The organism is Ureibacillus thermophilus (assembly GCF_004331915.1).
GTDB lineage: Bacteria > Bacillota > Bacilli > Bacillales_A > Planococcaceae > Ureibacillus > Ureibacillus thermophilus.
The window spans coordinates 2,849,722-2,874,952 of the sequence record NZ_CP036528.1; the positions used below are offsets into that span (position 1 = coordinate 2,849,722).

The following is a 25,231-nucleotide window of genomic DNA, read 5'->3' on the forward strand; positions in this document are numbered from 1 at the left end:
TTTCCCTTCTCGTTTAATACGAAATTAAAAACATAACCACAACATGATAATGACTTTGAAGTAAGTAGGTGTCGTGTAGCTGACGAATATGACAATATCGATGTAGAAGTTGAAATACCGTCATAGTAATTGAGCATCCTTTAAGGGTGCTTTTTTTAATCTCAGTCATTTGATTTTATGTGACAATCACTTCCTTTCATTAAAAGAGAGAGGTTATGTGTAAGAAAATAAAAACGTAAATAAAGTCGGTAATAGCCTTAATTTCAATTGAATTACAGAAAGTGGGGTGAAATATATCTATAGTCGATGAAAAGCGTCTCTCAAACGTTTTAAAGAAGAAGTTGGGATGCTGTGTTCCAATTAGTGTTCCATTTTGAATGAACATCAACATCCCAAATATCGTCATTCAACTAAAAAATAGTATCCTTAAACTTTAGGGGATTAGGGATACGTTTTTTTATGGATGGATGAACCATTACAGAGGGTTTTATAAAAGTATTTTCTTTTTTTATGAAACTATAAATAGATTTACTACGTATTATTAATCAAACAAAGAATAGGTGGTGATCTTAATGAGTTTAGAATTATTCGAAACAATTTTAGAAAAAATGAATACTGAGGGTATCGATAAAACAATGGAATGGGCATCGGAACAACTTAATATGGATAAATCAAATTTTGATAACCTATTTCAGTTGTTTGCACAAAATCCAACAATGAGTGATAAAGATTTAAATTTACTAAAAAATTTACTTGAACAAAAATAATCAGTCTACGGATATGGATTAACGGGGAAGGTTCTTAAAGAGGACAATCGTGATTGCAGCCAATGAAATGTACCACCTCTGCCATCTATTTTACCGTCAAATGACAACAAGTGTACCAGCAAACGACAAGTAGTTTACCATTACCCAAAGAATGGGGAAGGCTGTAGATTATTAAACTCACAACTTTACACCGAGTGCGGGCATGATAGCCTTGGCGGGACAAGCCAGCATGTGTTGCTGGTTTCCTGGCTTGGGACTCATGCCCGTGGAGGCTCGGTGTCAAGTTGTTAACCAACACATATCGCTTTATGAATATACTGCTAAAAAGAGATCTTTCCCCAGCTAGCACGCCATCTGATCCACGGGGACGGTTCTCGTGACTCATTTTGGATAATTTTTCAAGTATTTCTCAATATTTAAAATCCTTTGTATAAGAAAAATCTTGTACAAAGGATTTTTCTATTTTCATCCCCAAAACACCTCGAAATATTTTTTTCAATTCTTTTGAAAATATAGGATTGGTCGTTGGTTAACACTCCTTTTAGGAAAAATAGACTAGTTAAAAAAGTGATTTTGAATAGCCACTTTCCAAGCAAAATCTTATTTTGAATGGTTGAAGAAATTGGAAGTATGTTGCGGTATTTTTTATTATTTCCTATTATAGAAGAAATATATCACTAACGAAAATAAGTGTGGTGATCCTATGCCTCGCAAGGCGAGATCAATGAGTAAAACAGGGATTTATCACGTGATGTTGAGGGGCGCAAATCGGCAGGAAATTTTTCATGATGATGAAGATCGGTTAAAGTTTTTAGAAATCCTTACAAAATATAAGAAAAAAGTAGAAATGAAAGTGTATGCCTGGTGTTTGATGAATAATCACGTGCATTTGCTCATAAGGGAGGGAAATGAAAGACTATCTGTCACAATGAAGCGAATCGGTGTGAGTTACGTTCAATATTATCATTGGAAGTACTTCACAACAGGTCATCTATTTCAAGATCGATTTAAAAGTGAAAATGTCGAAACGAAACACTATTTATAAGATCCACGGGGACGGTTCTCGTGACTCATTCCGAGAAGTGATTTGAGGTTAAACGTAAGCCCGAAATCAAACAACGCCTACAAATCAATGACACCTCCCTGTAAGATGAAAGTAACATTTATAGAGGAGGTGTTCTTTTTTGACAACAGAAAAACTTAATATCGTGCCAGTCAAATTGGAATCCGAATCCGATCCAACTCCACCCCCAACAAGTCGTGGTGCACTCATACCAATATGCGTCATTCAATCCAGTCAGTGTAAAATCCCCTTCTACCCCGGTGTCAAACGTCCATTACTTCAAGCTGTTATCAGGGAGTTGAATCGAAATGATTCATGATTTTACAAAATGCAAAATTTAGAAAATGAAAGACGTTTTATTTTGGATACATCATTGCAATCTAAAATCGAAATCGAATTCGGATGAGATTTTAAATACGTTTAGAAAAATAAAAAAATATATTTAATCAAATTTCACAGAACATCCAACCATAATGGAAGGTATAATTATAAATAGAAAAACGAGCATGATTGGAATGAATCTAAAAGGATAAAGACAACTTTCAATGGAAAAGGGTGCCTTGAAATGGATCAATTTGAAATGCTTAAAAAAAGAGCGAGAGAAAATGCTTTTGTTGCTAAGTATTTGGATAGCCCTGAAAGTGCATTGGGGAAAGATATCATAAAATTGCGTATAACAAATAGATTAACGCAACAAGAATTAGCCAAAATCGCCAAAACTACTCAAAAAACAATCTCTAGAATTGAAGCTGGGGATCCTGGAATAGAAATAGACATATATAATAAAGTTTTAAAAAAATTAAGGAATTTAAAATAAATGAAAGTATAAATTCGCTTCATGCTAATCTGTCGCCTTATATATGATAGTCTCCAAACAGAGTATTTGCTGATTGCAAAAGAAGAAAGAGGTTAACCAAAACCAATCTAATGAAAAGTTGAGAATTGCGAAGTTCTTGAAAATTAATTATTGGTATTGGTGGAGGTTAATGGAAATGAAAGACGTTTTAATTTCTTCTTAATGGAAATATCCCCAAAATGGGGATTTTTAATAGTGTATGTGGAATGTTAGTGGGTTTCGTATGTTAGCCAATCAACCAATTTCCAACTACGGCTGTTTTCGGTGATTGTTAATCCGTGAATTTGAAACGCTGAGAGGATTTCTTCTCTGTAGTTTAGCCAATGTCGATTCATGAAGTTTTTGATTGCTGTTGAGTTTGTTATTTTGCCGACTGGCTGGGGTAAAATGATATTTTCTTTTTTAATAATTTCTACTAATTCATTTGCATACATTATCGCTTTTTCTTTTACTTTGTCGCTATCTATTACTGTTTTGCTATCAAAATGGAACGTCACTTTATTCATTCCGCATCGTTCAAAGAGACCTTTTAACTCATATAGAAAATGAACTTGCTTTGTTGCAATATAGATGTTTACCTTTTTCGTTTTTGTCTCATTCAAATTTCGGATATTGCTACGATAAATGATTTGAATCAGCTCTCTTATTACAAGTTCACGATAAATTTTTTCAATCCTCTCATCGCTAAACCATTGTTTGACCGAATGATCATGGTTCATTTTTAAATTTAGTAGCTCTTCATCTTTTTCAAACATTGCTATAGCTGCTGCTTTGTAATAATACGGCGGACGTAATGGCAAAGCTCCGAGGTACAGTTCCGTATATTCAGACAAATAGTTTTTACTCGATGTCGTTAGGATATTTATTTCTTTATAAATTGAACTTTCACTGTCAATGATATTGTGTTTTGAGTAATATTCATAATCTTTCTTATAGCTCAAAAGAAACGGATTTTGATTGTTTCCACGAAGCTTTTCTAGTTCCCGAATGATTACTTGATAGGTTTTGTCACTGCTTGACCGCGCGTAATAGGATGTATTAATATGATGATGAGTGATAATAAGTCGTTCATCATTTGTACGGTTATCTAAAGGAATAATGTTGTAATCTTGATAATGGGTGGGAGTGGCAAAAGCCGTTCCATCCATTATTAAAATTGGGCATTGCAACGTTTCATAATTTATTTTTTTACTGCATATGATCTTCTTCTCATTTTTATTTCTTTTCGATAATGAATCCTCTTGATCCATATATCCTACATTTTCTTCTCGACACAATCGAATGAACCATCTAAGTTTATTACGAGATTCGAAGTCTATTATTTCGTAGATATTCTTTTCCGTTTTTCTCAAAAAATTAATCAAAAGTTGTTTTTCTTCTAATTCGGTAATTTCTGAAAGGATTGGTTTTCCCGTAGTCGGTCCATTTTCATTACTAATTTTTTGTTTAAGAAGTTTGATTATGAAGTTACGGATTTTTACTCGATCTTCGTTATTATAAACTTTCCCATTGGCATCCAACCACTCATTAATCCATTGGCAATCATCAGTAACCTGATAAATAAAACTATCAATCATCTCTGGCATTTCATCGACAATCACTTTTCGTTTTTTACCTCGCCATGTTGTGAAAAGATTGATATTTTCTTTTCTAAAATGTTCAATTGCAATTTCTTTAAAGCGTGCGTGAGTAATAATAACGATTTGGCTTTGTTTTATTTTTTCTCTTACTTCACTTAAGTTTTCGTGTGATACATAAAGCACTTTATTTTCTTCCAACGGTAAAATTTTATTAAGTGCTTTCATGTGACTAATTTCTTTGACTACAAAGAGAAAACCATTATATTTCAGTTTATCATGTAAAATTTGATTACCCAGTAAAGCTAATGCAGTTGTTTTTCCATGCCCAGGATAGGCAAGTAATACGTTATTGTTTGCGTAGTTCAAAAAGTTGTTTATATAGTCTAGAAGTACATTATAAATGTCTTTAACAGCTTCTAACTGAATAGTTGATAAATAATCTTTTGGTAATCTATTTAAAGAAGAATTCATAGTATAGCCTCCTTTAACAGTAAATCAAATATTAAGAAAGTGTGATATGTTAAAACATACATGATTTTTGGTTGCGGAGCGTATAACTAATTGTATAGCACAGCACCTATTTTGTACGTATGCCTAAATTCCTCAGCAACCAAATATATAATACTAGTTTAAACAAATGAATAAAGTTAATTGGATTGTTTAGTGCAAGAGATTACTACTTTAAGTGAATCACAAACTCTTATATATAAAGAAAAATGATTCACTTATTAAAGTTAAATGATAAATTTGATTGCGGATAGTATAGCCAAATGTTTTGAACTGCATCTATTTTGTTCGCTTCACCAGTTTTTTTGGCAACCAAATATAATACACTAAGTTTAGGAAACCAATAGCATTTTCTTGATTGTTCACATGTAAGAAATTATTAAAAATGAATCACAGACTTTATATATTAAGAAATGGTGATTCACCTTTAAAATCTAGTTAGTTGAATTGACTGCAGTAGTTAAATGCTAAGTATGTTGCAATGCATTTGTTATATTCGATTCACTTATTTTTTTCGACAGCCAAATAGAGAATTAAGTGAATCACAGACCCTTAATATATTAAGAAAAAGTGATTTACTTTTAAAACTTAGTTATTTTAATTGGCTGCGAAAGTATGATGCCATGTGTATAGCTCCAGCCATATTGTTCGTTTCCCTAATGTCTTCGGCAGCCAATAGAGTACATAAGGATTATTGAACAGCTAATGTGAAATGACTAATTAAGTGTAAGCGTTAATAATTAGAGTGAATCATAAATTCTTATATATTAAGAAATCGTGATTTACTTTTTCCATTTATGCAGTACATTGGTTGCAGCTTGTCCTTCAGATGTTTTGATTAAGGTTACATTCGTCTAAGTGCATCAACTAATTCTTTTGCACTTGGATCAATATAAATATCTTTCAGAAGGAGCTTCCAGTATGTTTTCAATTTATTGTAATTCTTTTTATCCCGATTCATGACGTTGATGCGCGTTTTGTTTAAAGCTCTGCTAAATAGTTGGAGGATATGGAATTTGTCGAGTACGATTTCCGCTTTAGGGAAAACTTCTTGGATTAAGGAAATATAAGGGCTGTACATATCGATGACAATCGTTTTTACCGCATCTCTCGCCTTCTTGGAATACCGTAAGAAATCTTTGAGGACAGGTAATCTCCGGTCCTCCACGATATCCACAATCTCCCCCGTTTCAGAGTCGCAGAAAATAAAGGACATCGCTCCAGCTGCGGATTTCACTGATTTAAACTCATCAAAACACAAATGCTTTGGAAGGTAGTGAACATTTGGTTGATAGTAGATATAAAAGCTGTCAATGACTCGACTGACAGTGGCATGAGAAACATGATGTTTCATCGCAATATCTTTTTCGGAGATTTTATCTTTGGCGTTAAAAGCAATTGATACTTTGGTATTGTTGGAAATGCAACAGTTTTTAGCCACGACGCTCGTTTTTCAAGTAAACGTGGCATGACCATGTTTACAGAAATAACGCTGTTTACGCAATTTTAAATAGGTATGAAAACCTGAAACACTAGGCATTTTAATGAGAGACGTTTTAAAACCGTGTTTAATGATTTGATCATCGAAGACATGTCCACAAGCATAGCACGCTTTTGGTTGGTAAGTGAATTGTCCATAAAAGACTTTTGATTGGACCCCTTTAATGAGTTCTTCTGCACAAAAATTTTCATCAAATGTGATATTTTTATCTTTTATATTGAGTAGGTTTCGTATAGAATGATGGTGAGACATGTGACACAACTCCTTGTAAATGTGGTTTTGGTCGATTACATTTTACCAGAGTTTGTCACATGTCTCATTTTTTTGTTCAAAAAAATTGGTGCTGGTTTATACTCACCAACACCAAATATTATAGAGCCAAAAGGAGAAGCTTTACGCACTTCTCCTTCACTACTCCCGCTCCCATTCTCCTTTACAATCAGGACATTGCCATCGAATTACCCGATCTGCTTCCATACTGGAAATGCCGATTTTTTTGCTCGTTACGTTTTACATATTCATGGCATGTTGGGAAAATGATGAAGGATTTAGGCGATATTTGTCGAATAATGGAAGATGAAACGATGTGGAAAGGAGTTTATGTATGTGTAAAACGATCAAAACGAAAGTAACGGTGGAGCGGATTGGGATTGTTTATGGGGAAAATCGAGCGACGTTACGAGTTTGCCAGGATGCTTATTTGCATGATTATTTGTTGCCTGGAACGGATCACAATGGAAAGAAAGTTGCTGTCGGTTTGTTTGATAAAACGATTGAGCCGTTAAAAGATATGATTCATGTAAAAATCGAGAATGACGAGAATGATCGGCTGTTTTCTTATTTATTTGAGGCGTATAAGCATGAGAAAGAGGTGGTGGTGTATTTAGAAAAGAGGAAAAATGGCATGTATGTTGTCGTCGGATTGGAGTTTTATTCATGAAACAGTTGAAATCGTTTCAACCGTTTTGGCCTGAAACAGTCATCTTTTGGGGAGCTGGAGCGACGGCTAGTTTAGGGATCAAGACGACAGAACAGCTGGCTCGAGTCATTTTTCGTTTGGCAGGGATTAATGGGAAGCGGCAAGTGCAGCAACGAGTGAAAGACGAGTTTCCCCAAGCGGATAAACGGGTGCGCGCGGAGCTGGCAGCGCTGCTCGTTTTGCTTGGGGAAGATGGCGATCGGGACGAAGCGATGCGAACATTACGGTTTTCCAAGAAGCGGGTAAGCGAGCTTAAACGGCTGTACAACTGGACGGTGACCCGAGAAGTGATGCGGCGCTGTCCTGGCGTTCATAATGGGCATTTTTCGTTGCAAGATTGTTATAATTTGATCGATCTTCATATAAAAAGCGGACAAGGGTTTGCGGTAAACGGCCGCTTTATTCAGCCGGAGGAGTTGATCGTGGCGCGCCGTACGTTAAACATGTTGATCGGTATTGTACATGCGCTCGATTATCGCGCGATGTTGCGGCATCGCAGAAACGAAATCTGCCAATATTTCCAGTTTGCCTACATTTTAGGGCAGCTGATGCAACAAGAAGGGAAGGAACGGGCGAGACATAATGTTCCGTTGACAGAGCGCCAATTTTATTTGTTCAGTTACGCTGTCATCAGCATGAACTGGGATCCGTTGCTGCTATGGTTTCTTTTTAACGCGCATCGGGAGTTAAATCATTCGTACTCAGCGGTTCCGATCGATCGGTTTGGCAATCGGCTGAAACTGTTTCACGATTTGGCGCATTTTATGGCGGTGAGACGAATCGATGGAAAAAAACCGGCTCCATGGTTTCCGTTTAATGAGACAGTCGTTCAACGTTTGAATGATCCAGAGTACAATCCTGGTAGGAGAGTACGCGTTGGGAAATTTTATTTTCCGCACGGGTGCTACGGATTTCGTGAATGTCCAAACTGTGGAAAATTGACGGTGTATTTAGGGGATGAGTGGAGCGTTTATTCCGAGACGTTGTTTCCGCCGATGTTGTTGCCGTCGTTGTCGTACGGTCGTCCGCGTTCGGAGGAAGAAATGGCCGCTCACCGAGAAGGGATTTTTGATGCGATTCAATGCGTACATTGCGGGCAAATGACCGAATCGCATCATACCGCAATGATTATGCAAACGCAGTTGAAAGAGCAACATCCGCCGTTTTTGGAAGAAATTCAGCGTGATATGAAAGTGGCGATTGAAAACGCGAAGCATATCATTTTACTCGGCTATTCACTTCCGGAGGACGATTTCTTATATCGTACCATTTTGTCAGCGCGCAAAAAAGATGGGACAGTGAAATGCTCAATCGTCAACTTTCAACGCGGTTTACCGGACAAATGGCTCGATTGTGGGCAGTGGAAAACATACAAGTTCGATCATTCCCTCAACAGCTTATGCGAACGAGTAAGCAATATTTTTGGCGAAGAAAACGTCCGATTGTACGGAGCCGGAGTGCCAGCGGTGTTTCTTCGTCACGGACGCGCTTCTGTAGAAAAAGTGAAACAGTTGCTTGAGTGGAAGTGAGAAAAGATATCACGTTCCGAATGGGATGCGTGCCTGTCACGCCCCGAAGTTTGTCGAAGGATTGGTGGTTGAGAGAGGATGATAGATGGATTAAAATAGACTAAAGGAACGAATGTTCTTATAATTAAGGAGGGAATTATGCAATGAAACGTCTACTCAAAGGAATATTAATTTCATCCGTTACATTGTTTTTATTAATAGCTTATTCAAATGATTCAACCCCTCCAAAAAAAGATAAAACAACAAGTAATGCTGTTTCAAAAGAAATAACAACGCAAAAACAAGAGGTTTCTCATCCTTCTCATATATATACGAACGGTGTTTATGGCAAACTAAAAATGGCTCTTACATTCTTTTGGTGAAAAGTCGAGATAATTGAGAATGAGAAGCTAAAAAATTCTATTTGCACACTGATTTTCTCAATTACTCCCTCCCTATCACCAAGATTGCGTAAGAGCCCTAAAAATGTAACGTTTGGCAATTAATTTATGCAGGTCCTATAAAACAAAAAACCACTTGCCAACATTCCCCAAATACACTACCCTCCTAGTTGGACAAAACAGTTAAACGGGAGGTATTCAAGGAGATGTTAGCAGTGGCTGAAATTCATTATATCAGATATGAAGCAAACCAAAAAGGATGTTCCTATTCCGATATTGCCAAAAGAATGAATCGTGATCCAAGAACAGTGAAGAAGTATGCGGAAATGGAAGACTTCAATCCCTCAAAAGTTAAACAAACGAGAAAAGCGAAAGTGATGGATCCAGTGAAACCGATATTGGAACAATGGATTAAAGAGGACTTGACAAAGAAGAAAAAATATCGAAGAACTGCGAAACGAATGTATGAAATCTTAAAAGAAGAATATGGATTTACAGGTTCAGATCGTTCTGTTCGGCTCTATGTATCAAAAAGAAAACAAGAACTGCTCGAACAAAGTGAATCAGCTGCGTTACCTTTAGAATCGAAACCTGCAACGGCTCAAGTTGATTTTGGAGAAGCTCCTTTTCTCTATCAGGGGAAATACGTCGATTTTCCTTACCTGGTCGTTTCATTCCCTTACAGTAATGCGGCCTATGTGCAAGTCATGCCAGCTCAAAATCAAGAATGTTTCTTGGAAGGATTAAAACGAATCTTTCACTATATGGGAAGGGTTCCAAGGGTCATTCGTTTTGATAATCTCTCCCCTGCAGTAAAAACGATCTTGCCAAACGGAGAAAGAGAATTGACAGAGACATTTCAACGATTCGTTTTACATTATGGCTTTGAATGCGAGTTCTGCAACCCAGCCAGCGGAAATGAAATTTCCTTGATTTTTTATTGGATTTTCAATTTTTCTTAACCAGTATTTAAACTGGTGAATACTCCATTGATTTTCCTTGCACCAGTTTACTTGAGTTTGACGCTTTTACGATAGTCAGCGATTCGTTGTTCCCAAACCTTTCGTAATTCAGGATTCTTAGGCATAAAAAAACCTCCTTCAATTTCATCTTGAGGAGATTATCTCATGAAATTAGCACATCAAGAAGGTGTGCAAGATTTGACGCTTACCTTATAAGCGTTCCAATGATACGCTAGAACAGTTTGTCATTCACCTTTATGAAAAAGGGATTACGACAAATGAAATTGCTCATCTCATCGAGCGGATGTATGGACATCACTATTCCAAACAAACGGTTTCGAACTTAACAACTTGTTTCTGAAGACGTGCAGGCTTTCCATGAACGAAAGCTCGAAGAACGCTATGTGTGCATTTACTTGGATGCCACTCATATTCCGATTCGACGTCAAACGGTTGAAAAACATACTAACATTAGTAGTACAGACCTAGGCCAAGGTTTGTGCTACTATTTTTTTATAGTAGAAGTGAAGGAAGGTCGAACAGCTCCTGGGACCATTCCGCGTCACCACGGACACCCTTGCTCTTGGCTAACCTCTACTTCTGTCTTCGGGGTTCGGGACTTACACCCTATAGTTCATGTACATGCCGGGCGCACAAATACGGCAAGAGTCCGGTGGAATGCCGAACTCTTGCCGCATAAGGTTCACTCTTTTATACGTATCTATTTGACAGGTATTATTATTTAGCCAACCTGTATCCTTTAAACGAGTCAATCAAAGGAGCGGATGAAGGAATGATTATGGAGTTAATCTTAAATCCGCCCAATGTGGGTGTGCCTCAAGTCTACGCTCCATATCGCGGAACGCTTTGAGTGAACGGCTTAGCTTGCTGTAAGCGTCGCCTCCTTCACCCCAACCTTGGTAGCCAATCATCCCATTATAGCCCATCTTTTTAAGCTGTCCAAGCAACGCAAAATTATCTAACTCTCCGACATCCAAAGGCTCGATTGTCGCCACTCCCCCAAAACCGTGAGGATCTCGGCGGCTGCCAGAAATGTTTACTTGTTTTAAGTAAGGGGATACCGCTCTAAGCGTACCTAATAGGTTTGTTCCATCGACTGCGCCGAGATTAGGATGATTGAGACGCTTGCAAAGTCTTACTGCATCTTCATGGCGTTCAACCCAGAATGATAAGTGTGTGTAAAGCAAGATATTAATGTTTCTTCGTTCAGCAATCTTTAGTGCTTTTTCCAGCCACTTCACAGCGATGTCGTCCCCTTTAGGGTCTGAAGGGCGTATATGATGTCCGACAGATTGAATCGCCAGCTCGACCGTGGAGCATCCTTCCATGATCTCCAGCATTTTTAAAATACCTGTATTTCTTGGATGGTCCTCACCTAATGAAAGGTCTAACACAACGTACACGCCAGCGACATCCAGTCCATATTTCTCCTTAACGTTTTTCAGCTTCTCTACATCTCTCCACCGTTCTCCGTGCCAGACGGATAAATGGGTCGCATCATACCCGATCTCTTTTAGCATTTCACACCGAGCTTCAAAGCTATAAATGCCCATGGAGTTATAAAAAGCAAAATCCATTGCATAAAATTTGTAAGCCATGTTTCTAAATTCTCCCTTCGGATGAATGCTTCATTACAGTGATTTCAATGCTTCCGCAATCTCTGTATCCCCTGACATTAAATCGAATGCTTTTTTATACGTATTTGGTTCATCAAGAGATTGAACGATTGTTCTTGCTACATCTTCACGTGGAATGCTCCCGACATTTAATTTTTCTGCTACAGTAACCAACCCTGTTCCTTTTTCATTAAGAAGATATCCAGGACGAATAATCGTATAATTTAAACCACTATTCATTAACATACGGTCAGCATAATGTTTAGCGACATAATAAGGTTTGAGGTTTTCTGGCCAGTTCTCACGGTTGTGGGCCTGGAATGAGCTCACCATGACAAATCGTTTAATTCCGACTTTTTCTGCAGCTTCCATCGCTTTTACGGCACCGTCTAAATCGACAAGCAATGTCTTATCCGCTCCTGTGTGTCCACCTGAACCGGCAGAGAATACAATCGCGTCACAGCCTTTGGCTGCTTCGGCAATTTCATCGACAGTGCCTTCAAGATCAGCGAGCACCGCTTCAATTCCTTTTTTCTGAAAAGCCTCCAATTGCTCTTGTTTTCGAACCATTGCACGAACGGTGTGCCGTTCATGCGCATGAAGCATGCTCACCACTTGTTGGCCTACTTTTCCGTTGGCACCAATGACCAAAACTTTCATACGCATCCTCCCTTTCTTATATTTACGTCTTTAAAGGTTATCAACCAAATGGATTGTTCTCATCATGATAAAGCCGGAAAGTGTGGAAGCACAAATTCACCTAATTCTTCGATCACTTCTTCTACTGGGCGTTGGCCATATTTTAAGTTGATGATGACATGGTTCACACCTGCATCCTGTAAAGCTGCAAGAAATTCGATAACGAAATTTCGCCCCGTACGGAATCCAAGATGAATCGGGATTGGTACATGATTTGGGTCTTCCGTCAAATCAATATAAAGCGATTGGGTAAACGGCTTAAATTCGTCTGTTAACGAACGCCAATTATCAATTAACATTTTTTGAAATTTGAATCCGCGTGGATAGTAAATCCAACCATCACTATTCTCAGCAATCCATTCAGGAGACTGTCCGCTGTGACCTGTCACCATTAATGGGATGTCTGACAATTTCGGTTTTGGTAAAAGATCTCCATTGGCTAGATGAACTCGTGCAGAGTCAATGGTCGGAAAATGCTCTTTCCATGCTTTTCTTATGACAGCCACTGCTTCTCGGAATAATTCGCTCCGATCTTCTGGATTCACAGCGAACGCTGGAAACTCGATTGGACGGTCACCTGTTGCGACACCGAGAATAAGTCTTTCACCAGATAATCTGTCTACAGAAGCCGCCGCTTTTGCGACATGAAGAGGATGGCGCAATGTTAAAATAATACTTCCCGTTCCCAAGGCAATCTTTTCTGTGTTGGCAGCAACATACCCTAAATACGTAAACGGGTCATATATTTGCCCGACATCCCCGAAATTAGGATCGCGCAACGGTACATCTCTCACAAATAATGAAGCGAAATTGAGTTCTTCTGCTCGTTTGGCTAACTTCATTTGCTTTTCTATATTCATCTCAGGGACATCGCCCATATACGATTCAATCGGAAAGAACAATCCTAAAGTTAGTTTGTTTTCTTGATACATGCGTGAATACCCTTTGTGATTTTTAAATTTTTCCATTTCACATCTACCTTCCAATTATTTTTTAATTTCGTTGTATCTAGAAAAACGTTCCATCAAAACATAAAATATCTTAAAGATGATTCAGTATGATGTTTTGTAGTTACTCTTTGTATGATAGCCGATAAAATTCCCCGAGATTTATTCCTTATCACAGCACTTATTATTCCTGACAAGATAGCGTGCATACAGGGTGTCATTCTATAGTCAAATAGTGTATTGTTTTAAGATGCCGCAGTGGCAGTTGAAGCATCCATTTTTATCACTTCGTCAATAATCGCACTGCCAAGACAAACATCATTGTCATAAAATACCGCTACTTGTCCTGGAGTAACGGCTTTAACTGGTTTTTCGAATTCCACAAAAGCCGTTCCATTCGGACGAATATGAACGGTTACTTTCTGATCTTCTTGACGGTATCTGAATTTAGCTGTACATGCAAATGTACGTGGACGAACATCCCCGTTAATAAAGCTGATGTTCGATGCAATAAGACCGGTAGAAAACAGAGCAGGATGATTTTTACCTTGAGCGACGAGTAAAACGTTGTTTTCTAAATCTTTATCGACGACATACCAAGGTTCCCCTGTTCCTTTTCCACCGATTCCAAGTCCTTTTCGTTGGCCAATCGTATAGTACATCAACCCATCATGAGTACCTAGCACTTCTCCATCTAGAGAACGAATTTCTCCGGGCTGTGCCGGTAAATAATTCTTTAAAAAGCTTTTGAAATTTCGTTCCCCAATAAAACAGATTCCTGTACTATCTTTTTTACTGGCGGTAACAAGGTTCAATTCTTGAGCGATTTTTCGTACTTCATCTTTCGTTAATTCTCCAATAGGAAACAGGACTTTTGACAAATGCTCTGCTGTTAATTGGCTAAGAAAATACGTTTGATCTTTATTGGGATCTTTTCCACGCAATAAGGCGATTTGGCCATTTTCTCTGCTGATTCTTGCGTAATGGCCTGTCGCGATATAATCAGCATCTAGTGAAAGAGCGTAGTCAACAAATGCTTTAAACTTAATTTCTGTATTGCATAAAACATCTGGATTTGGTGTTCGTCCCCGTTTCAACTCATCTATAAAGTACGTAAACACACGATCCCAATATTCTTTTTCGAAGTTCACACTGTAATAAGGAATCCCGAGTTGATTGGCAACTCTCTTAACATCTTCGTAATCTTCCGTTGCTGTACATACACCATCGTCATTGGTGTCATCCCAATTTTTCATAAATACACCGATGACGTCATACCCCTCTTGTTTTAAAAGGTAGGCTGCCACAGAGGAATCAACCCCACCCGACATTCCAACGACAACCCGTTTTTTCTTCAACCTTATTCACCTTCTTAAACTGAAATATTTTTTGTTACAGTTATGTTTAAAAAAAATTGATGGAGCATAACGAACATAAAAACATTAGTCGTACTTTTGTTTCAGGCATGAAAACCTAACTACTATTGATTTCATCAATGATATCTTTGATCGTTACACCTTTTAAATAATTTAAAAAGTGTTCTTCCGCATTGTGAAAAACGCGAATGAGTATATTTGATAGGTTTCTGCCTATTGGACAATTCTCATTGGAATCAGGGCATTTCGGTACAAGCGTTTCCTCACTAGTGATTTTAAATATTTTGTCTAACGTAATATGTTCCGGTGAATCGTTTAAAGAGAATCCGCCTTTTGCCCCTTCTTTAGAAGTAATAATATTTTCTTTCCTTAATATGCTCAAAATTTTCCTTAATCTTGCTGGGTGGACAGAAACACTTTGGGCAATGTCTTCACTGGTCACTCGTTGGCTTTGCTTTTGGGCCAGGTAAGCGACGCAGTGAACGGCAATCGAAAAATCGCTATTCATAATGAACCTTCCTCCTAACTGTAATAATAATGATTACAGTTGATATTGTCAATTGCAAATAATTTCTAAAGTCCTTCCGTTTCGAGTGTTGGTAAATCATTATATATATCTTCAATTTTCATCTTCACACTTCCCCCGAAAGCTTTTTACTTGTAATATTCTGTCTCCTTGTACAATTCTCCCCTTTTTCAACTAAACTATCCCATTAGCCCATCGCTTCGTGGCACCACAGATTAAAGAAGAATTTCCGTTCTTCCATTTAATCGCCGTGACAACTGTGAAATACTAATAGAATGAAGGTCGACCCCTTTTTGAAGTTGGTCATCAAAAAGGCAATCGCTTAGCGCATGGAGACTTTCGATTTCTTCCAATTGCGCAAAAAGCAGTAATTTTAGAAATGGCTCTGTCGTTAATTTTTTCGTATAGTAATCTAATTTCATCGTTTTCATCAGTTCTTCAAATAATTGAAGATTTATTGGCGAAAACCATTGTCCAAATGAAGTTTTTCGTGTAATCTTGTCCATGAGTTTGGTCCTTTTTAGTGGATTTGGACGGGTTACCACCTGACTTATCCATTATAAAGGACTTTTTCTTTTCACAAAATAAAATAAGTGAAGATTGTGAGTCTTTTTCATTTTAAAATTAAATTAATGCAGCACTAGTGATATTTCCTAATTATATTTTCTAATAATTACTTTTTTTACATAATTTACAAATTATAATAAGTAAAAAGACTATACTCATTAAATAATTACTGACTGAATTTTGAGGAAGCAATAAATTTGAAACCAGACATTTTCATATAAAGTATCTCTTCGCTACGAGGGAAAATTTGGATAAAAATGATATTCGTGTATTTTATGTCAAAACATAAAGTTTGTGTTAAATATGTTACTTATAACTCTAATACCTTCTCTTTTAATATTTATGTTAGATCATTTTTGATTTTTAGAAATAGTTTGATTAAATCCCTCAACAAATGTATCTCAACCTTTGACTAGGACACTCAATGTATGTGGATAAAATCCATTTTCCCTTTGCCACAGTTTACGATGCAGCCGTCTAATTGGATGCCAAAACGATGAAGTATACTATTCTTCTATTTATCGAGCTCCTGGGTTTACCAAAAACAGCAAGCGATATTTGAACAGTCATTTTGAGGAATCCGCTTTGCAAAAAGGATGAAGAAAACCTGTTTCAACCATTTCTGGGGAAAAGAAAGATAATAGATAATTGTTTCTAAAAATAAAGGTGTCCTGAAAGTTCTTGACTTTCAAGACATCCTCTTCTTTGTTATCTAAATTTTCCCCTCACATCCCCCACCCCTGCAGCCAACATCACCGCCAGCTTCATGCGGGCTTTTTTGCTGTCGTAGTCGCGGCCGAGGATGGCGCCTTTCTTTTGCAAGTCGTAGGCAGTGCCTGGGGTGTCGTACACCACTTTGACGTTTCCTTCCGCCGTGCTTGTTGTCACCACCACGATGACGCCTTTTTCAATGGCATATTGCACTTGTTCTGCAACGGCCGGGTGGACTTGGCCTCGGCCGAACGCTTCAAGGACAATGCCTTTTGCTCCCGTCTCCACCGCATACTTAATCAAGCGGCCATCGGAGCCCAATGAACATTTGATGATTTCCACATAAGGCAATTCGGACTTCAGCTCATAAGTTTCCCTTTTCACCGCTTTCCCGTAAAGGATGACTTCTTCCTCATCCACATACCCCAAATGGCCGAACCCCGGCGCGTTGAAGCCGTCCACGTTGGAGGCGTGATTTTTCTTCACATAGCGGGCAGGCAAAATCTTTTCGTTGAACAACACAACCGCGCCCAAGTTTCTCGCTTCATCACTTGCAGCCAAAATGATGGCTTGGCGCAAGTTGGAAAAGGCATCCGTTCCGATCGTGGCCGGGCTTCGTTGGGCGCCTGTGACCACAACCGGCCGCTCGTCTCCAATCGTCAAATCCAGAAAATACGTCGTTTCCTCCAGCGTATCCGTTCCGTGGGTCACGACCACTCCTGCCACTTCTTGATTCTCAAACACCTTCTCAATTTTTTCTTTTAACTGAATTAAATGATCAAAGGTCATTTCATTGCTTGGCAAATGAAAAAGGGTTTCTACATTTAATTCAATATAAGTTGGCAATTCGCATTGTTTGGCCAAATCTTCCCCCGTCATCATGCCGGATGTGAGGAGCCCCGTTTCCGGATTCACGCCGCTAGCAATCGTGCCGCCCGTACTGATCAAAACCACTTTCTTTTTCATTTTTTGCACTCCTAAACTCTCAATTTATAAACGTTCATTTATCAAAATAAACCATTGTTACAAGAACTTCAACTGTCGCACGTCCAAAGAAAAACCCCCTGCAGCTGCCAAGGGAATTATTTCAAATCAAGCTGCATTTTCTCTCCCGGTTTAAATGCAAAAAAAGAGCGAATGGCAACACTCCATGATCTTCTCCACTCACTCTTTCCTTCCATTCCCTATTTCTTATCCTTCCAAAATCAATTTTTCCAATTCCAACGGCTCGATATATTCGCCATTTTTGTAGGCGCGCATGTTGCCGCCGGAAATTTCGTCGATCAACATGATTTCATTCGTTTCTTTATCACGGCCGAATTCGAATTTAATATCGTAAAGTTCGATGCCTTTTTTCGCCAATTCTTCTTTTACAATGCCGGCGATTTTTTGTGTAAGTTCTTTTAACACTTTGTATTCCGCTTTGGATAAAATGCCAAGCATGTCCAACGCATCTTCGCTGATTGGCGGGTCTTCCCGTTCATCGTCTTTGATTGTCACTTCCACAAAGGCATCAAGAGGTTGCCCTTCTTGTGCATATAAACCATATCGACGTAAGAAACTTCCCACTGCACGGAAGCGGCAAATCACTTCCAACCCTTTGCCGAATGTTTCCGCCGGTTTCACTTTCATCGTCTTTTTATCGATATCCGCTTCAATAAAATGCGTTGGGATGCCTTTTTCATTAAGCAATTCGAAAAAATATTTCGTCAATTTCAATCCTGCAAGTCCGGCACCTTCAATTGTCAATCCCACCGTGTTGGCACCTGGGTCAAATACCCCGTCAACGCCTGTTACGTCATCTTTGAATTCCAATAAATAGTTGCCATCTTCCAATTCGTAAACATTTTTCGTTTTACCAGTGTAAATGTGCTTCATGTCAAGTCTCCTTCTTCTTTTAGCCTTTTCATCGATAGAACTGATGCTGTCTTTATAATAAATCAAACAAAGTTTATCGGACAAGAGTGCCTCTTTTATTAATTACAATTTCTTCATTATTATAGCGATGAGGCCGATGAATCTAAAAGCGGCTGTCTTGTGACATACACCGTTTTACCGCCGTGGATCAAATAAAAAGACTACCCGGAAAGTCCTTCTCTCCAGATAGCACGATTAGCTGACATTATTATTTATCTTCTCTCAACAAATACTGATTTCCATCTTGGTCATAGAAAGTGAACATCGAACCATAAGGGAATTTTTGTAGTTCATCCACCTTTACGCCATTATTTTTCAACCGCTCATACGCTTCTTCAATGTTCGGTGTGCTGAAAAGGAGGGTTGGATGAGCGACATTTTCCGGTTTTTGTTTCTTCATCAATGCTTTTGAGTATAGCACCAATGTCGCAAAATCATTTTCAGGCCCCACCTCAATCCACGCCATCCCAGGCCCCATCGGCTGTTCGAATTTCAATACAAACCCTACTTTGTTAATCCAAAAATCTTTTGCCTGTTCCTGATCTTCAACATAGATTGTGATTTTTCCAATTTGGATCATCGAGATTCTCCTTTTACGCTTTTTCATTTCATTATGCCTTAAAAATGGATTAGCTAAGTATTTTTCAAACTGAATATTTTCCTATAAATATGGTTTTTTCCTATATAATATAACCATGATTAGATTCTAGGTTTATAATATATATAAAGAAATCAATGAGGAGGATATCATGGAAAATGAATATGTTGTTGGTTGGGGCACTTTGGCGTTGATCAATGCAGGGCTTGCCCAAGGAAAAAACCGCTCCGGATTGAACTGGTTCTTGATTTCGCTTTTATTGGGACCATTGGCCACATTGCTTTTATTGTTTGCAGAAAAGAGATGAATTTTTCAAAAGACGATGATTTGTAACTCAACAGTAGTATTTTCGTCCTCCATAAAACTTATTTTGATAATCATATTTTACTATTCACAAAGAGATATAATCCGCGCTTATCTCCCTATTTTTTTTATGTCGAAAAATGGAAATCTATTTACATTAAATAGTAGTATTTCCTATATTGCTGAACATACTCTCTGCTAGTATCTTTATTTTTAAGTATATGGATACGCTTCCATGTACGAAATTCAAACAAAGGGGGATTATTATTGAAAGCTGCAGTTGTATCAAAAGAAAAAACGGTGAGTGTGGTGGACAAACAATTACGTCCGCTTAAACATGGTGAAGCTTTGGTGCAGATGGAATATTGCGGAGTTTGCCACACAGATTTGCATGTGAAAAACGGGGATTTTGGGGATGTCACAGGTGTTGTTCTTGGCCATGAAGGCGTTGGAAAAGTCGTTGAAGTGGCTGAAGGGGTCACTTCCTTAAAAGTCGGCGACCGGGTAGCCATTCCTTGGTTATACGAAAGCTGTGGCCATTGCGAGTATTGCACAACGGGAAGAGAAACGTTGTGTCGAAATGTAAAAAATGCCGGCTATACGGTTGACGGAGCCATGGCGGAACAGGCGATCGTGGTTGCCAATTATGTGGTAAAAGTGCCTGACAACTTGGATCCGGCAGCTGCCACTTCCATTACATGCGCCGGAGTGACAACATATAAAGCGGTAAAAGTGTCGGATATCCGGCCTGGGCAATGGATTGGCGTATTTGGCATTGGCGGTTTAGGAAGCCTGGCTGTCCAATATGCAAAAAATGTATTTGGCGCAAGAGTAGTCGCATTCGATATTAATGACGATAAATTGGCCTTTGCAAAAGAAATGGGAGCAGATGTCACGGTGAATTCGTTAAAAGAAAATCCGAAAGAAAAAGTCCTTGAAATCACAGATGGAAAAGGATTGGACGCTTGCGTTGTGACAGCTGTGGCGAAAGCACCATTCAACCAGGCTGTAGATGTCGTAAAAGCAGGCGCCCGGGTTGTTGCAGTTGGTTTGCCTGTTGATAAAATGGATCTTGATATTCCTCGCCTTGTGCTGGACGGCATTCAAGTGGTCGGTTCCCTCGTCGGTACCCGCCAAGATTTGAAAGAAGCGTTCCAATTTGCAGCTGAAGGAAAAGTAGTACCTAGAGTAACCCTCCGAAAACTTGAAGAAATCAATGATATTATGGAAGAAATGGAGCAAGGAAAGTTCACTGGTCGAATGGTGATCGATTTTACGAACTAAAAAATAAAAGGAAGGAGCAGTCTCTTTTGGACATGCTCCTTTTTAAATTTCGAAGAATTTGGCGGTCAGAAGACGGTTTGCCTCTTTGGTTGGCGAATATGTTCGTTGATTTGGCGATTATTCTTGCCTGGTTGGCGATTATCGGGTTCTGCAGAAACGTTTTTTTCCTTTGGCGATTATGTTCCTCTATTCGGCGATTATCAGGATCTTCGCAAATTTTATAGAAGTCCTTTCTGGCCCCTACACGCCTCTTTTATTCCCCCACACAAGGGTATGGAGTTGCGGCAGTACTTTCACGTTTTGTAATTCCTCATCTGCCATTACTTTGTTAATGAGCCTTTCATATTTTTTCAGTAAGTGGCTAACGAGTTTCGTTTGATCTTTTGTAGTTGTGTCATCATTGCCAACCTGTAAGAAAAATGGAATAGTCGGATATCTTAAATGTACTTTTTTTGCATATTCATAATCTTCCTCATCAAATACAACGACTTTCAATGAAATGTGCTGGTTGCCGTTTCGGGCATTTAGCTTATCTATGATTTCAGTAAGCACAGTAAAATCTGTTTTCATCCCAGAACTTGGCGGTTTTGGGGAAATCGTCACTTGATTTACATCGTACAGCCAATCTTGCCATCTAGAGCCTTGAGTTTCGACGCCAATTTGGATTCCATTCTCCTTTAAAATCCGCACTAATCCTTCTAAATTCCGAATTAATGCCGGGTTGCCGCCTGAGATCGTTACAAAAGAGAATCCGTCTCCGCCAAGCCGTTTCAATTCCGTCCAAATTTCTTCTGCGGTCATTTGCCGAATCAACTCTTTACCGCTGCCATCCCATGTAAAGGCTGAGTCGCACCATTCACAAGAGTAGTCACAGCCTGCCGTGCGAACAAACATCGTCTTTTGCCCGATGACCATCCCTTCTCCCTGAATGGTAGGGCCAAAAATCTCCATAACGGGAATTTTACTCACTTTCCATCCACTCCCGTCTAGCTTCTGCATAACTTGTAGGAGTCTCATAGAGTCGAATAAATTCTACCCGCGCCCCGTCAAAACCTTTCTCCTGCAACGCTTCCGCCAATTTTTCATAAATCCAAACGACCATATTCTCAGCTGTTGTATTCATTGGCGGCAACGTTTCATTTAAATAGCGGTGGTCCAAATAGATTTCAATTTTTTCTTTCCAAATGTCTTTAAGGTCAGCAAAATCAATAACTAACCCTCGATCATCCGGATATCCGCTTACTCCAAGCACTACTTTGTACGTATGCCCATGGAGGTTTTTGCATTTCCCTTCATATGCATGCAAATGATGGGCGGCATCAAATGTAAATTCCTTGCTGACGAGCACACGCTTCGAGTGATATCTCAATTGGTCTCTTTGAATATCTTCATCTAGTTTTTGAAGCTTATCAACAATTCTAAAATCTAACATGTGAAGCACCCTTTCTAGAACGTAAATACTCATCAAGACCTCTTTTTCTCAACTTACATGCTGGACATTCTCCACAGCCATCTGCAATGATTCCGTTATAGCAAGTCAATGTATTGTTTCGTACAAAATCAAGCACACCTAATTGGTCTGCCAGTTCCCATGTTTGTGCTTTCGTTAACCACATGAGCGGCGTATGAATGACAAACGTATCATCCATCGCTAAATTCATTGTTACATTCAACGATTTGATAAAAACATCACGGCAATCAGGATAGCCACTAAAATCCGTTTCACATACGCCTGTTACGATATGCTTTGCTCCTACTTGGCTTGCTAACACCCCTGCAAAGGAAAGGAATAGCAAATTGCGCCCCGGCACAAAGGTAGAAGGAAGCTCGCCATCTTTCCCTTCCTCAACTTCGATATCATCCCGTGTTAGTGCGTTTGGAGCTAGCTGATTTAAAAGGGACATATCAAGAATGTGATGCTTCACTCCTACTTCCTTTGCGATTTCCTTCGCACATTCAATTTCCAATCGATGTCTTTGACCATAATCAAACGTCACAGCTTCCACTTCTTTAAACTGTTCTTTTGCCCAAAACAAACATGTCGTGCTGTCTTGTCCACCGCTGAATACGACGATTGCTTTCTCTTCTTTTAATATCATTAAAGACACTCCTTTATAAAGAAAAAAACAGCATCCTAAGAAGGAAATGCTGTTTTCTTCTTAGTTTTTTATAGAGGGTAGCTAAGAACCTCTGTTATTCAATTTATCGATTATCCACTTTTTCTGGATATAAATCATGATTCATTAAACGATAATTTGCCATTTCTTCATATTTCGTTCCAGGTCTGCCGTAGTTGCAGTATGGGTCGATGGAGATGCCTCCGCGCGGCGTGAATTTGCCCCATACTTCAATATATCTTGGATCCAGCAATTTGATTAAATCATTCGTTATGATATTTACGCAGTCTTCATGAAAATCCCCATGGTTACGGAAACTGAATAAATATAACTTGAGAGATTTGCTTTCGACTAATTTTTTGTCTGGAATATAGGAAATATAAATCGTGGCAAAGTCCGGCTGGCCAGTAAGCGGACAAAGGCTTGTAAACTCAGGACAATTAAACTTCACAAAATAGTCCCGATCAGAATGCAGATTATTCACCGCTTCCAACACTTCCGGCGCATACTTTGTTGGATAATTCGTTTTCTGATTTCCTAATAAGGTTAAATCTTTGAGACCATCTTCCAATTTGCGACTAGACATAAAAAAAAAACCTCCTTGCAAAATGTTTCCCAACATTTACAAGAGAGGACACCCATAAATTCTATAAAACTCATGAAATTGGTTGTTTCATAGTTTTTTATAGAGGGTTAAGCTATGAACCTCTCCCGTGCTAGTCGGGCCAATTTAATAGTATAGAAGTTTGGAAAATGAGTCAACTTGTTTTTTGGGGTGATTTAGGAAAAAGAGGAGGTTGGAGATAAAAAATAAGCAGGTTCACGGGTGTGCACCTGAAGCATGGATGTAAGAATTATGAATGTTTTTTGAGCTTGTCTATTTCTCTTTCATTACGAACAGCTTTCTGCCAAATATAGTCTTGGTCGGCTTTGATGGTATTGATGGCACGCATTAATTCGTCATAGCGCTCTTCGTTTTTCATTTCATATTCGTCTTGTCTTTCTTTTATTTCGCGAATTTCTGTTTTGATTTCTTTGATTTCTGCTTTGATTCCTTGAATTTCTGCTTTCATTCCTTGGATTTCTGCTTTCATTCCTTGGATTTCTGCTTTCATTCCTTGGATTTCTGCTTTCATTCCTTTGATTTCTGCTTTCATTCCTTGGATTTCTGATTGAATGGCGCCAACAATTTGAATAAGCTGTGTTAACATTTCCTCTGTTTTTCCATTGCTCATATGATTTCACCCCCTATTATTTTTATATTTTGTCATGAAGAACTGTTAAAATCAAGGACTTATTACACCGTTGCCCCACCCATAGATAAATAAGCTTTGACCGCATAAGTTCCTTCCGGAGAAATCGGTTGGGCAATTAATTCGTCCTTCAACCGGCTCCAGTCAAAAAAAGAGCCAATATATACCGTAGCCAAAAATCCCGTCAAAAAGGAGGAACCAAAAAAGAAAAACAGTTAGAACTTTTTTCTTTACTTCGGGTTTTACTGCGGCAAGTTCCAGTGGCTATCCCTCCACAAATATAGTTTTAAATTAGAGTGACGCTAGATGCTGGAAGAAGTTTGATTAAGATTTATTTTTATCCATATTGAAATAAAAAAAGCAAATTAGAAACTTGTTCCAATTCGCTTTAAATGAATTGCCACAATACTTCATTGAATTTATTCCGCTCTTCCCAGAAGGTTCCGTGTCCACTATATTGAAATGGCACAATGATGGAGTTTGGAATGCGTTCACTTAGTTCATGCGTTTGGGCAAAGGGAATGACCTTATCATGAATTCCGTGGATGATTAAAGTAGGAACATGAATTTTCGATAAATCAGCATATAATTTTTCATCCCTTAATGTATTAATAATAGCAATCGTGGACCAGCTGGCCGCTTCCATGCCCATGTTCATAAACCAATCGGAAAATTCTTTCGTAATATATTGGAAGAAAAATCCATCAATGACTTTTTGCATCATTTTTGCCCGGTCATTGTATGCTAGTTCAAGGAAGCTTTGCCCCGTTTCCTGCGTAAAACTGACCGGAGCCGCGCTGGCAACAAGGATAAGTTTCGATACTCCATAGCCATTGTGGCGGGACATATAGCGGATAGCAATAGCTCCTCCTGTTGAATGGCCAACTAATGCAAAATGTTGAAGCTGCAGTGCTTTCACAACGGCCAACACATCATCAGCCAACCTGTTAAAATCGTAGCCTTCAAAAGGTTTATCCGACTTTCCGTACCCTCTCCAGTCAATGCCAATGCAGCGGTATCCGAGGGCCGGCAACACGTTGAACTGATATTCAAACTGTTTGTGATTTAATGGCCAACCGTGCAAGAAGACAATGGTTTTCTTTCCAAATGGATTAATATCTTCCACATATAATTTTACACCCGAATCCACAGGAACATAATAGCCCATGAAT

At 38.7% G+C, this 25,231-nt stretch carries 27 protein-coding genes, 3 pseudogenes and 2 riboswitches; of the genes and pseudogenes, 10 read left to right on the plus strand and 20 right to left on the minus strand.

The window, feature by feature from the left end; all coding sequences use genetic code 11:
* Positions 1-572: 572 nt before the first annotated feature.
* The 3 genes from DKZ56_RS14365 to DKZ56_RS14375 all read left to right on the plus strand — a co-directional run bounded on the left by DKZ56_RS14365 (position 573) and on the right by DKZ56_RS14375 (position 2,647).
* Positions 573-767 (plus strand): hypothetical protein, encoded by a 195-nt coding sequence (locus tag DKZ56_RS14365; RefSeq protein WP_208650584.1) that lies wholly within the window; start codon positions 573-575, stop codon positions 765-767.
* Positions 768-1,491: 724 nt separating this feature from the next.
* The gene (locus DKZ56_RS14370; RefSeq protein ID WP_245989507.1) at positions 1,492-1,812 is read left to right on the plus strand and encodes a transposase; all 321 of its coding nucleotides are present in this window, start codon (positions 1,492-1,494) and stop codon (positions 1,810-1,812) included.
* Positions 1,813-2,395: 583 nt separating this feature from the next.
* Positions 2,396-2,647 carry a helix-turn-helix domain-containing protein gene (locus DKZ56_RS14375; RefSeq protein ID WP_208650585.1) on the plus strand — a complete coding sequence of 84 codons (252 nt, stop codon included), beginning with the start codon at positions 2,396-2,398 and terminating at the stop codon, positions 2,645-2,647.
* Between the two features lie 248 nt (positions 2,648-2,895).
* On the opposite strand, the gene DKZ56_RS14380 is transcribed toward DKZ56_RS14375, so the two are convergent.
* From DKZ56_RS14380 to DKZ56_RS15385, 3 genes are all read right to left on the minus strand, one after another.
* Entirely contained in the window at positions 2,896-4,737 is a 1,842-nt protein-coding gene (locus DKZ56_RS14380) for a hypothetical protein (protein ID WP_208650586.1), read from the minus strand.
* A gap of 880 nt (positions 4,738-5,617) precedes the next feature.
* Positions 5,618-6,214 (minus strand): transposase, encoded by a 597-nt coding sequence (locus tag DKZ56_RS15380; RefSeq protein WP_222837119.1) that lies wholly within the window; start codon positions 6,212-6,214, stop codon positions 5,618-5,620.
* Positions 6,215-6,226: 12 nt separating this feature from the next.
* Positions 6,227-6,526: a transposase family protein gene (locus tag DKZ56_RS15385; protein ID WP_222837120.1), complete on the minus strand. Its 300-nt coding sequence runs from the start codon at positions 6,524-6,526 to the stop codon at positions 6,227-6,229.
* 352 nt (positions 6,527-6,878) lie between these two features.
* Between DKZ56_RS15385 and DKZ56_RS14390 the strand changes: the two genes are divergently transcribed.
* The 4 genes and pseudogenes from DKZ56_RS14390 to istA all read left to right on the plus strand — a co-directional run.
* Positions 6,879-7,214, plus strand: a complete 336-nt coding sequence (locus DKZ56_RS14390) for a hypothetical protein (protein ID WP_208650587.1) — start codon at positions 6,879-6,881, stop codon at positions 7,212-7,214.
* On the plus strand, positions 7,211-8,782 hold the full coding sequence (locus DKZ56_RS14395; RefSeq protein WP_208650588.1) for a hypothetical protein: 1,572 nt from the start codon (positions 7,211-7,213) through the stop codon (positions 8,780-8,782). The genes DKZ56_RS14390 and DKZ56_RS14395 overlap by 4 nt, the downstream gene beginning before the upstream one ends.
* Before the next feature lie 143 nt (positions 8,783-8,925).
* Positions 8,926-9,144 (plus strand): hypothetical protein, encoded by a 219-nt coding sequence (locus DKZ56_RS14400; protein WP_208650589.1) that lies wholly within the window; start codon positions 8,926-8,928, stop codon positions 9,142-9,144.
* Positions 9,145-9,368: 224 nt separating this feature from the next.
* Positions 9,369-10,085 (plus strand): annotated as a pseudogene (istA, locus tag DKZ56_RS14405) (IS21 family transposase); the annotation flags it as partial.
* Here istA and DKZ56_RS16020 read toward each other — a convergent pair.
* Complete coding sequence (locus DKZ56_RS16020; RefSeq protein ID WP_425471056.1) at positions 10,035-10,145, minus strand: hypothetical protein; 111 nt, start codon at positions 10,143-10,145, stop codon at positions 10,035-10,037. The pseudogene istA and the gene DKZ56_RS16020 overlap by 51 nt on opposite strands.
* Positions 10,146-10,335: 190 nt before the next feature.
* Here DKZ56_RS16020 and DKZ56_RS15640 point away from each other — a divergent pair.
* A pseudogene (locus tag DKZ56_RS15640) lies at positions 10,336-10,585 on the plus strand (transposase); the annotation flags it as partial.
* A 336-nt stretch (positions 10,586-10,921) separates the two neighbouring features.
* Here the strand turns inward: DKZ56_RS15640 and DKZ56_RS14420 are convergent.
* The 9 genes and pseudogenes from DKZ56_RS14420 to DKZ56_RS14460 all read right to left on the minus strand — a co-directional run bounded on the left by DKZ56_RS14420 (position 10,922) and on the right by DKZ56_RS14460 (position 19,084).
* A complete protein-coding gene (locus DKZ56_RS14420) occupies positions 10,922-11,665 on the minus strand; it encodes a sugar phosphate isomerase/epimerase family protein (protein WP_245989509.1) in 744 nt (247 codons plus the stop codon).
* A gap of 111 nt (positions 11,666-11,776) precedes the next feature.
* Positions 11,777-12,421, minus strand: a complete 645-nt coding sequence (locus tag DKZ56_RS14425) for an SDR family oxidoreductase (RefSeq protein WP_208650592.1) — start codon at positions 12,419-12,421, stop codon at positions 11,777-11,779.
* A gap of 62 nt (positions 12,422-12,483) precedes the next feature.
* A complete protein-coding gene (locus tag DKZ56_RS14430) occupies positions 12,484-13,428 on the minus strand; it encodes an LLM class oxidoreductase (protein WP_208650593.1) in 945 nt (314 codons plus the stop codon).
* A 224-nt stretch (positions 13,429-13,652) separates the two neighbouring features.
* Positions 13,653-14,765: a tRNA 2-thiouridine(34) synthase MnmA gene (gene mnmA, locus DKZ56_RS14435; RefSeq protein ID WP_208650594.1), complete on the minus strand. Its 1,113-nt coding sequence runs from the start codon at positions 14,763-14,765 to the stop codon at positions 13,653-13,655.
* 115 nt (positions 14,766-14,880) lie between these two features.
* Positions 14,881-15,291, minus strand: a complete 411-nt coding sequence (locus DKZ56_RS14440; protein WP_015374305.1) for an RrF2 family transcriptional regulator — start codon at positions 15,289-15,291, stop codon at positions 14,881-14,883.
* A 254-nt stretch (positions 15,292-15,545) separates the two neighbouring features.
* A pseudogene (locus DKZ56_RS14445) lies at positions 15,546-15,815 on the minus strand (DUF4372 domain-containing protein); the annotation flags it as partial.
* A gap of 769 nt (positions 15,816-16,584) precedes the next feature.
* The gene (locus tag DKZ56_RS14450) at positions 16,585-17,553 is read right to left on the minus strand and encodes an asparaginase (RefSeq protein ID WP_208650595.1); all 969 of its coding nucleotides are present in this window, start codon (positions 17,551-17,553) and stop codon (positions 16,585-16,587) included.
* A gap of 225 nt (positions 17,554-17,778) precedes the next feature.
* Entirely contained in the window at positions 17,779-18,465 is a 687-nt protein-coding gene (locus DKZ56_RS14455) for a phosphoribosylaminoimidazolesuccinocarboxamide synthase (RefSeq protein WP_208650596.1), read from the minus strand.
* 247 nt (positions 18,466-18,712) lie between these two features.
* Positions 18,713-19,084, minus strand: a complete 372-nt coding sequence (locus DKZ56_RS14460) for a VOC family protein (RefSeq protein ID WP_096552102.1) — start codon at positions 19,082-19,084, stop codon at positions 18,713-18,715.
* Positions 19,085-19,253: 169 nt separating this feature from the next.
* Here DKZ56_RS14460 and DKZ56_RS14465 point away from each other — a divergent pair, with 169 nt between their 5' ends.
* Both DKZ56_RS14465 and adhP read left to right on the plus strand, forming a co-directional pair.
* Positions 19,254-19,409 carry a hypothetical protein gene (locus DKZ56_RS14465; RefSeq protein ID WP_016838205.1) on the plus strand — a complete coding sequence of 52 codons (156 nt, stop codon included), beginning with the start codon at positions 19,254-19,256 and terminating at the stop codon, positions 19,407-19,409.
* A gap of 263 nt (positions 19,410-19,672) precedes the next feature.
* Positions 19,673-20,689, plus strand: a complete 1,017-nt coding sequence (adhP, locus tag DKZ56_RS14470; RefSeq protein WP_208650597.1) for an alcohol dehydrogenase AdhP — start codon at positions 19,673-19,675, stop codon at positions 20,687-20,689.
* A 240-nt stretch (positions 20,690-20,929) separates the two neighbouring features.
* On the opposite strand, the gene queE is transcribed toward adhP, so the two are convergent.
* From queE to DKZ56_RS14505, 7 genes are all read right to left on the minus strand, one after another.
* Positions 20,930-21,658, minus strand: a complete 729-nt coding sequence (gene queE / locus DKZ56_RS14475) for a 7-carboxy-7-deazaguanine synthase QueE (protein WP_096552107.1) — start codon at positions 21,656-21,658, stop codon at positions 20,930-20,932.
* Positions 21,651-22,121: a 6-carboxytetrahydropterin synthase QueD gene (gene queD, locus DKZ56_RS14480; protein WP_208650598.1), complete on the minus strand. Its 471-nt coding sequence runs from the start codon at positions 22,119-22,121 to the stop codon at positions 21,651-21,653. Before queD ends, queE begins: the two co-directional genes overlap by 8 nt.
* Complete coding sequence (queC, locus tag DKZ56_RS14485) at positions 22,108-22,788, minus strand: 7-cyano-7-deazaguanine synthase QueC (RefSeq protein WP_208650599.1); 681 nt, start codon at positions 22,786-22,788, stop codon at positions 22,108-22,110. Before queC ends, queD begins: the two co-directional genes overlap by 14 nt.
* Positions 22,789-22,842: 54 nt before the next feature.
* Positions 22,843-22,886, minus strand: a riboswitch (PreQ1 riboswitch).
* A gap of 5 nt (positions 22,887-22,891) precedes the next feature.
* The gene (queF, locus tag DKZ56_RS14490) at positions 22,892-23,392 is read right to left on the minus strand and encodes a preQ(1) synthase (RefSeq protein WP_208650600.1); all 501 of its coding nucleotides are present in this window, start codon (positions 23,390-23,392) and stop codon (positions 22,892-22,894) included.
* Positions 23,393-23,475: 83 nt separating this feature from the next.
* Positions 23,476-23,521, minus strand: a riboswitch (PreQ1 riboswitch).
* Positions 23,522-23,660: 139 nt separating this feature from the next.
* Positions 23,661-24,041 (minus strand): hypothetical protein, encoded by a 381-nt coding sequence (locus tag DKZ56_RS14495; protein ID WP_208650601.1) that lies wholly within the window; start codon positions 24,039-24,041, stop codon positions 23,661-23,663.
* A 62-nt stretch (positions 24,042-24,103) separates the two neighbouring features.
* A complete protein-coding gene (locus DKZ56_RS14500) occupies positions 24,104-24,235 on the minus strand; it encodes a DUF5412 family protein (protein ID WP_208650602.1) in 132 nt (43 codons plus the stop codon).
* Positions 24,236-24,447: 212 nt separating this feature from the next.
* Entirely contained in the window at positions 24,448-25,227 is a 780-nt protein-coding gene (locus DKZ56_RS14505) for an alpha/beta fold hydrolase (protein WP_208650603.1), read from the minus strand.
* Between the last annotated feature and the right edge of the window lie 4 nt (positions 25,228-25,231).

Excerpts from the sequence above, each read along its gene's own strand:
- DKZ56_RS14365 (WP_208650584.1), top strand. The coding sequence starts at position 573 with ATGAGTTTAGAATTATTCGAAACAATTTTAGAAAAAATGAATACTGAG.
- DKZ56_RS14370 (WP_245989507.1), top strand. The coding sequence starts at position 1,492 with ATGAGTAAAACAGGGATTTATCACGTGATGTTGAGGGGCGCAAATCGG.
- DKZ56_RS14375 (WP_208650585.1), top strand. The coding sequence starts at position 2,396 with ATGGATCAATTTGAAATGCTTAAAAAAAGAGCGAGAGAAAATGCTTTT.
- DKZ56_RS14380 (WP_208650586.1), bottom strand. The coding sequence starts at position 4,737 with ATGAATTCTTCTTTAAATAGATTACCAAAAGATTATTTATCAACTATT.
- DKZ56_RS15385 (WP_222837120.1), bottom strand. The coding sequence starts at position 6,526 with ATGTCTCACCATCATTCTATACGAAACCTACTCAATATAAAAGATAAA.
- DKZ56_RS14390 (WP_208650587.1), top strand. The coding sequence starts at position 6,879 with ATGTGTAAAACGATCAAAACGAAAGTAACGGTGGAGCGGATTGGGATT.
- DKZ56_RS14395 (WP_208650588.1), top strand. The coding sequence starts at position 7,211 with ATGAAACAGTTGAAATCGTTTCAACCGTTTTGGCCTGAAACAGTCATC.
- DKZ56_RS14400 (WP_208650589.1), top strand. The coding sequence starts at position 8,926 with ATGAAACGTCTACTCAAAGGAATATTAATTTCATCCGTTACATTGTTT.
- DKZ56_RS14420 (WP_245989509.1), bottom strand. The coding sequence starts at position 11,665 with ATGCTAAAAGAGATCGGGTATGATGCGACCCATTTATCCGTCTGGCAC.
- DKZ56_RS14425 (WP_208650592.1), bottom strand. The coding sequence starts at position 12,421 with ATGAAAGTTTTGGTCATTGGTGCCAACGGAAAAGTAGGCCAACAAGTG.
- DKZ56_RS14430 (WP_208650593.1), bottom strand. The coding sequence starts at position 13,428 with ATGGAAAAATTTAAAAATCACAAAGGGTATTCACGCATGTATCAAGAA.
- DKZ56_RS14440 (WP_015374305.1), bottom strand. The coding sequence starts at position 15,291 with ATGAATAGCGATTTTTCGATTGCCGTTCACTGCGTCGCTTACCTGGCC.
- DKZ56_RS14450 (WP_208650595.1), bottom strand. The coding sequence starts at position 17,553 with ATGAAAAAGAAAGTGGTTTTGATCAGTACGGGCGGCACGATTGCTAGC.
- DKZ56_RS14455 (WP_208650596.1), bottom strand. The coding sequence starts at position 18,465 with ATGAAGCACATTTACACTGGTAAAACGAAAAATGTTTACGAATTGGAA.
- DKZ56_RS14460 (WP_096552102.1), bottom strand. The coding sequence starts at position 19,084 with ATGATCCAAATTGGAAAAATCACAATCTATGTTGAAGATCAGGAACAG.
- DKZ56_RS14465 (WP_016838205.1), top strand. The coding sequence starts at position 19,254 with ATGGAAAATGAATATGTTGTTGGTTGGGGCACTTTGGCGTTGATCAAT.
- queD (WP_208650598.1), bottom strand. The coding sequence starts at position 22,121 with ATGTTAGATTTTAGAATTGTTGATAAGCTTCAAAAACTAGATGAAGAT.
- queC (WP_208650599.1), bottom strand. The coding sequence starts at position 22,788 with ATGATATTAAAAGAAGAGAAAGCAATCGTCGTATTCAGCGGTGGACAA.
- queF (WP_208650600.1), bottom strand. The coding sequence starts at position 23,392 with ATGTCTAGTCGCAAATTGGAAGATGGTCTCAAAGATTTAACCTTATTA.
- DKZ56_RS14495 (WP_208650601.1), bottom strand. The coding sequence starts at position 24,041 with ATGAGCAATGGAAAAACAGAGGAAATGTTAACACAGCTTATTCAAATT.
- DKZ56_RS14505 (WP_208650603.1), bottom strand. The coding sequence starts at position 25,227 with ATGGGCTATTATGTTCCTGTGGATTCGGGTGTAAAATTATATGTGGAA.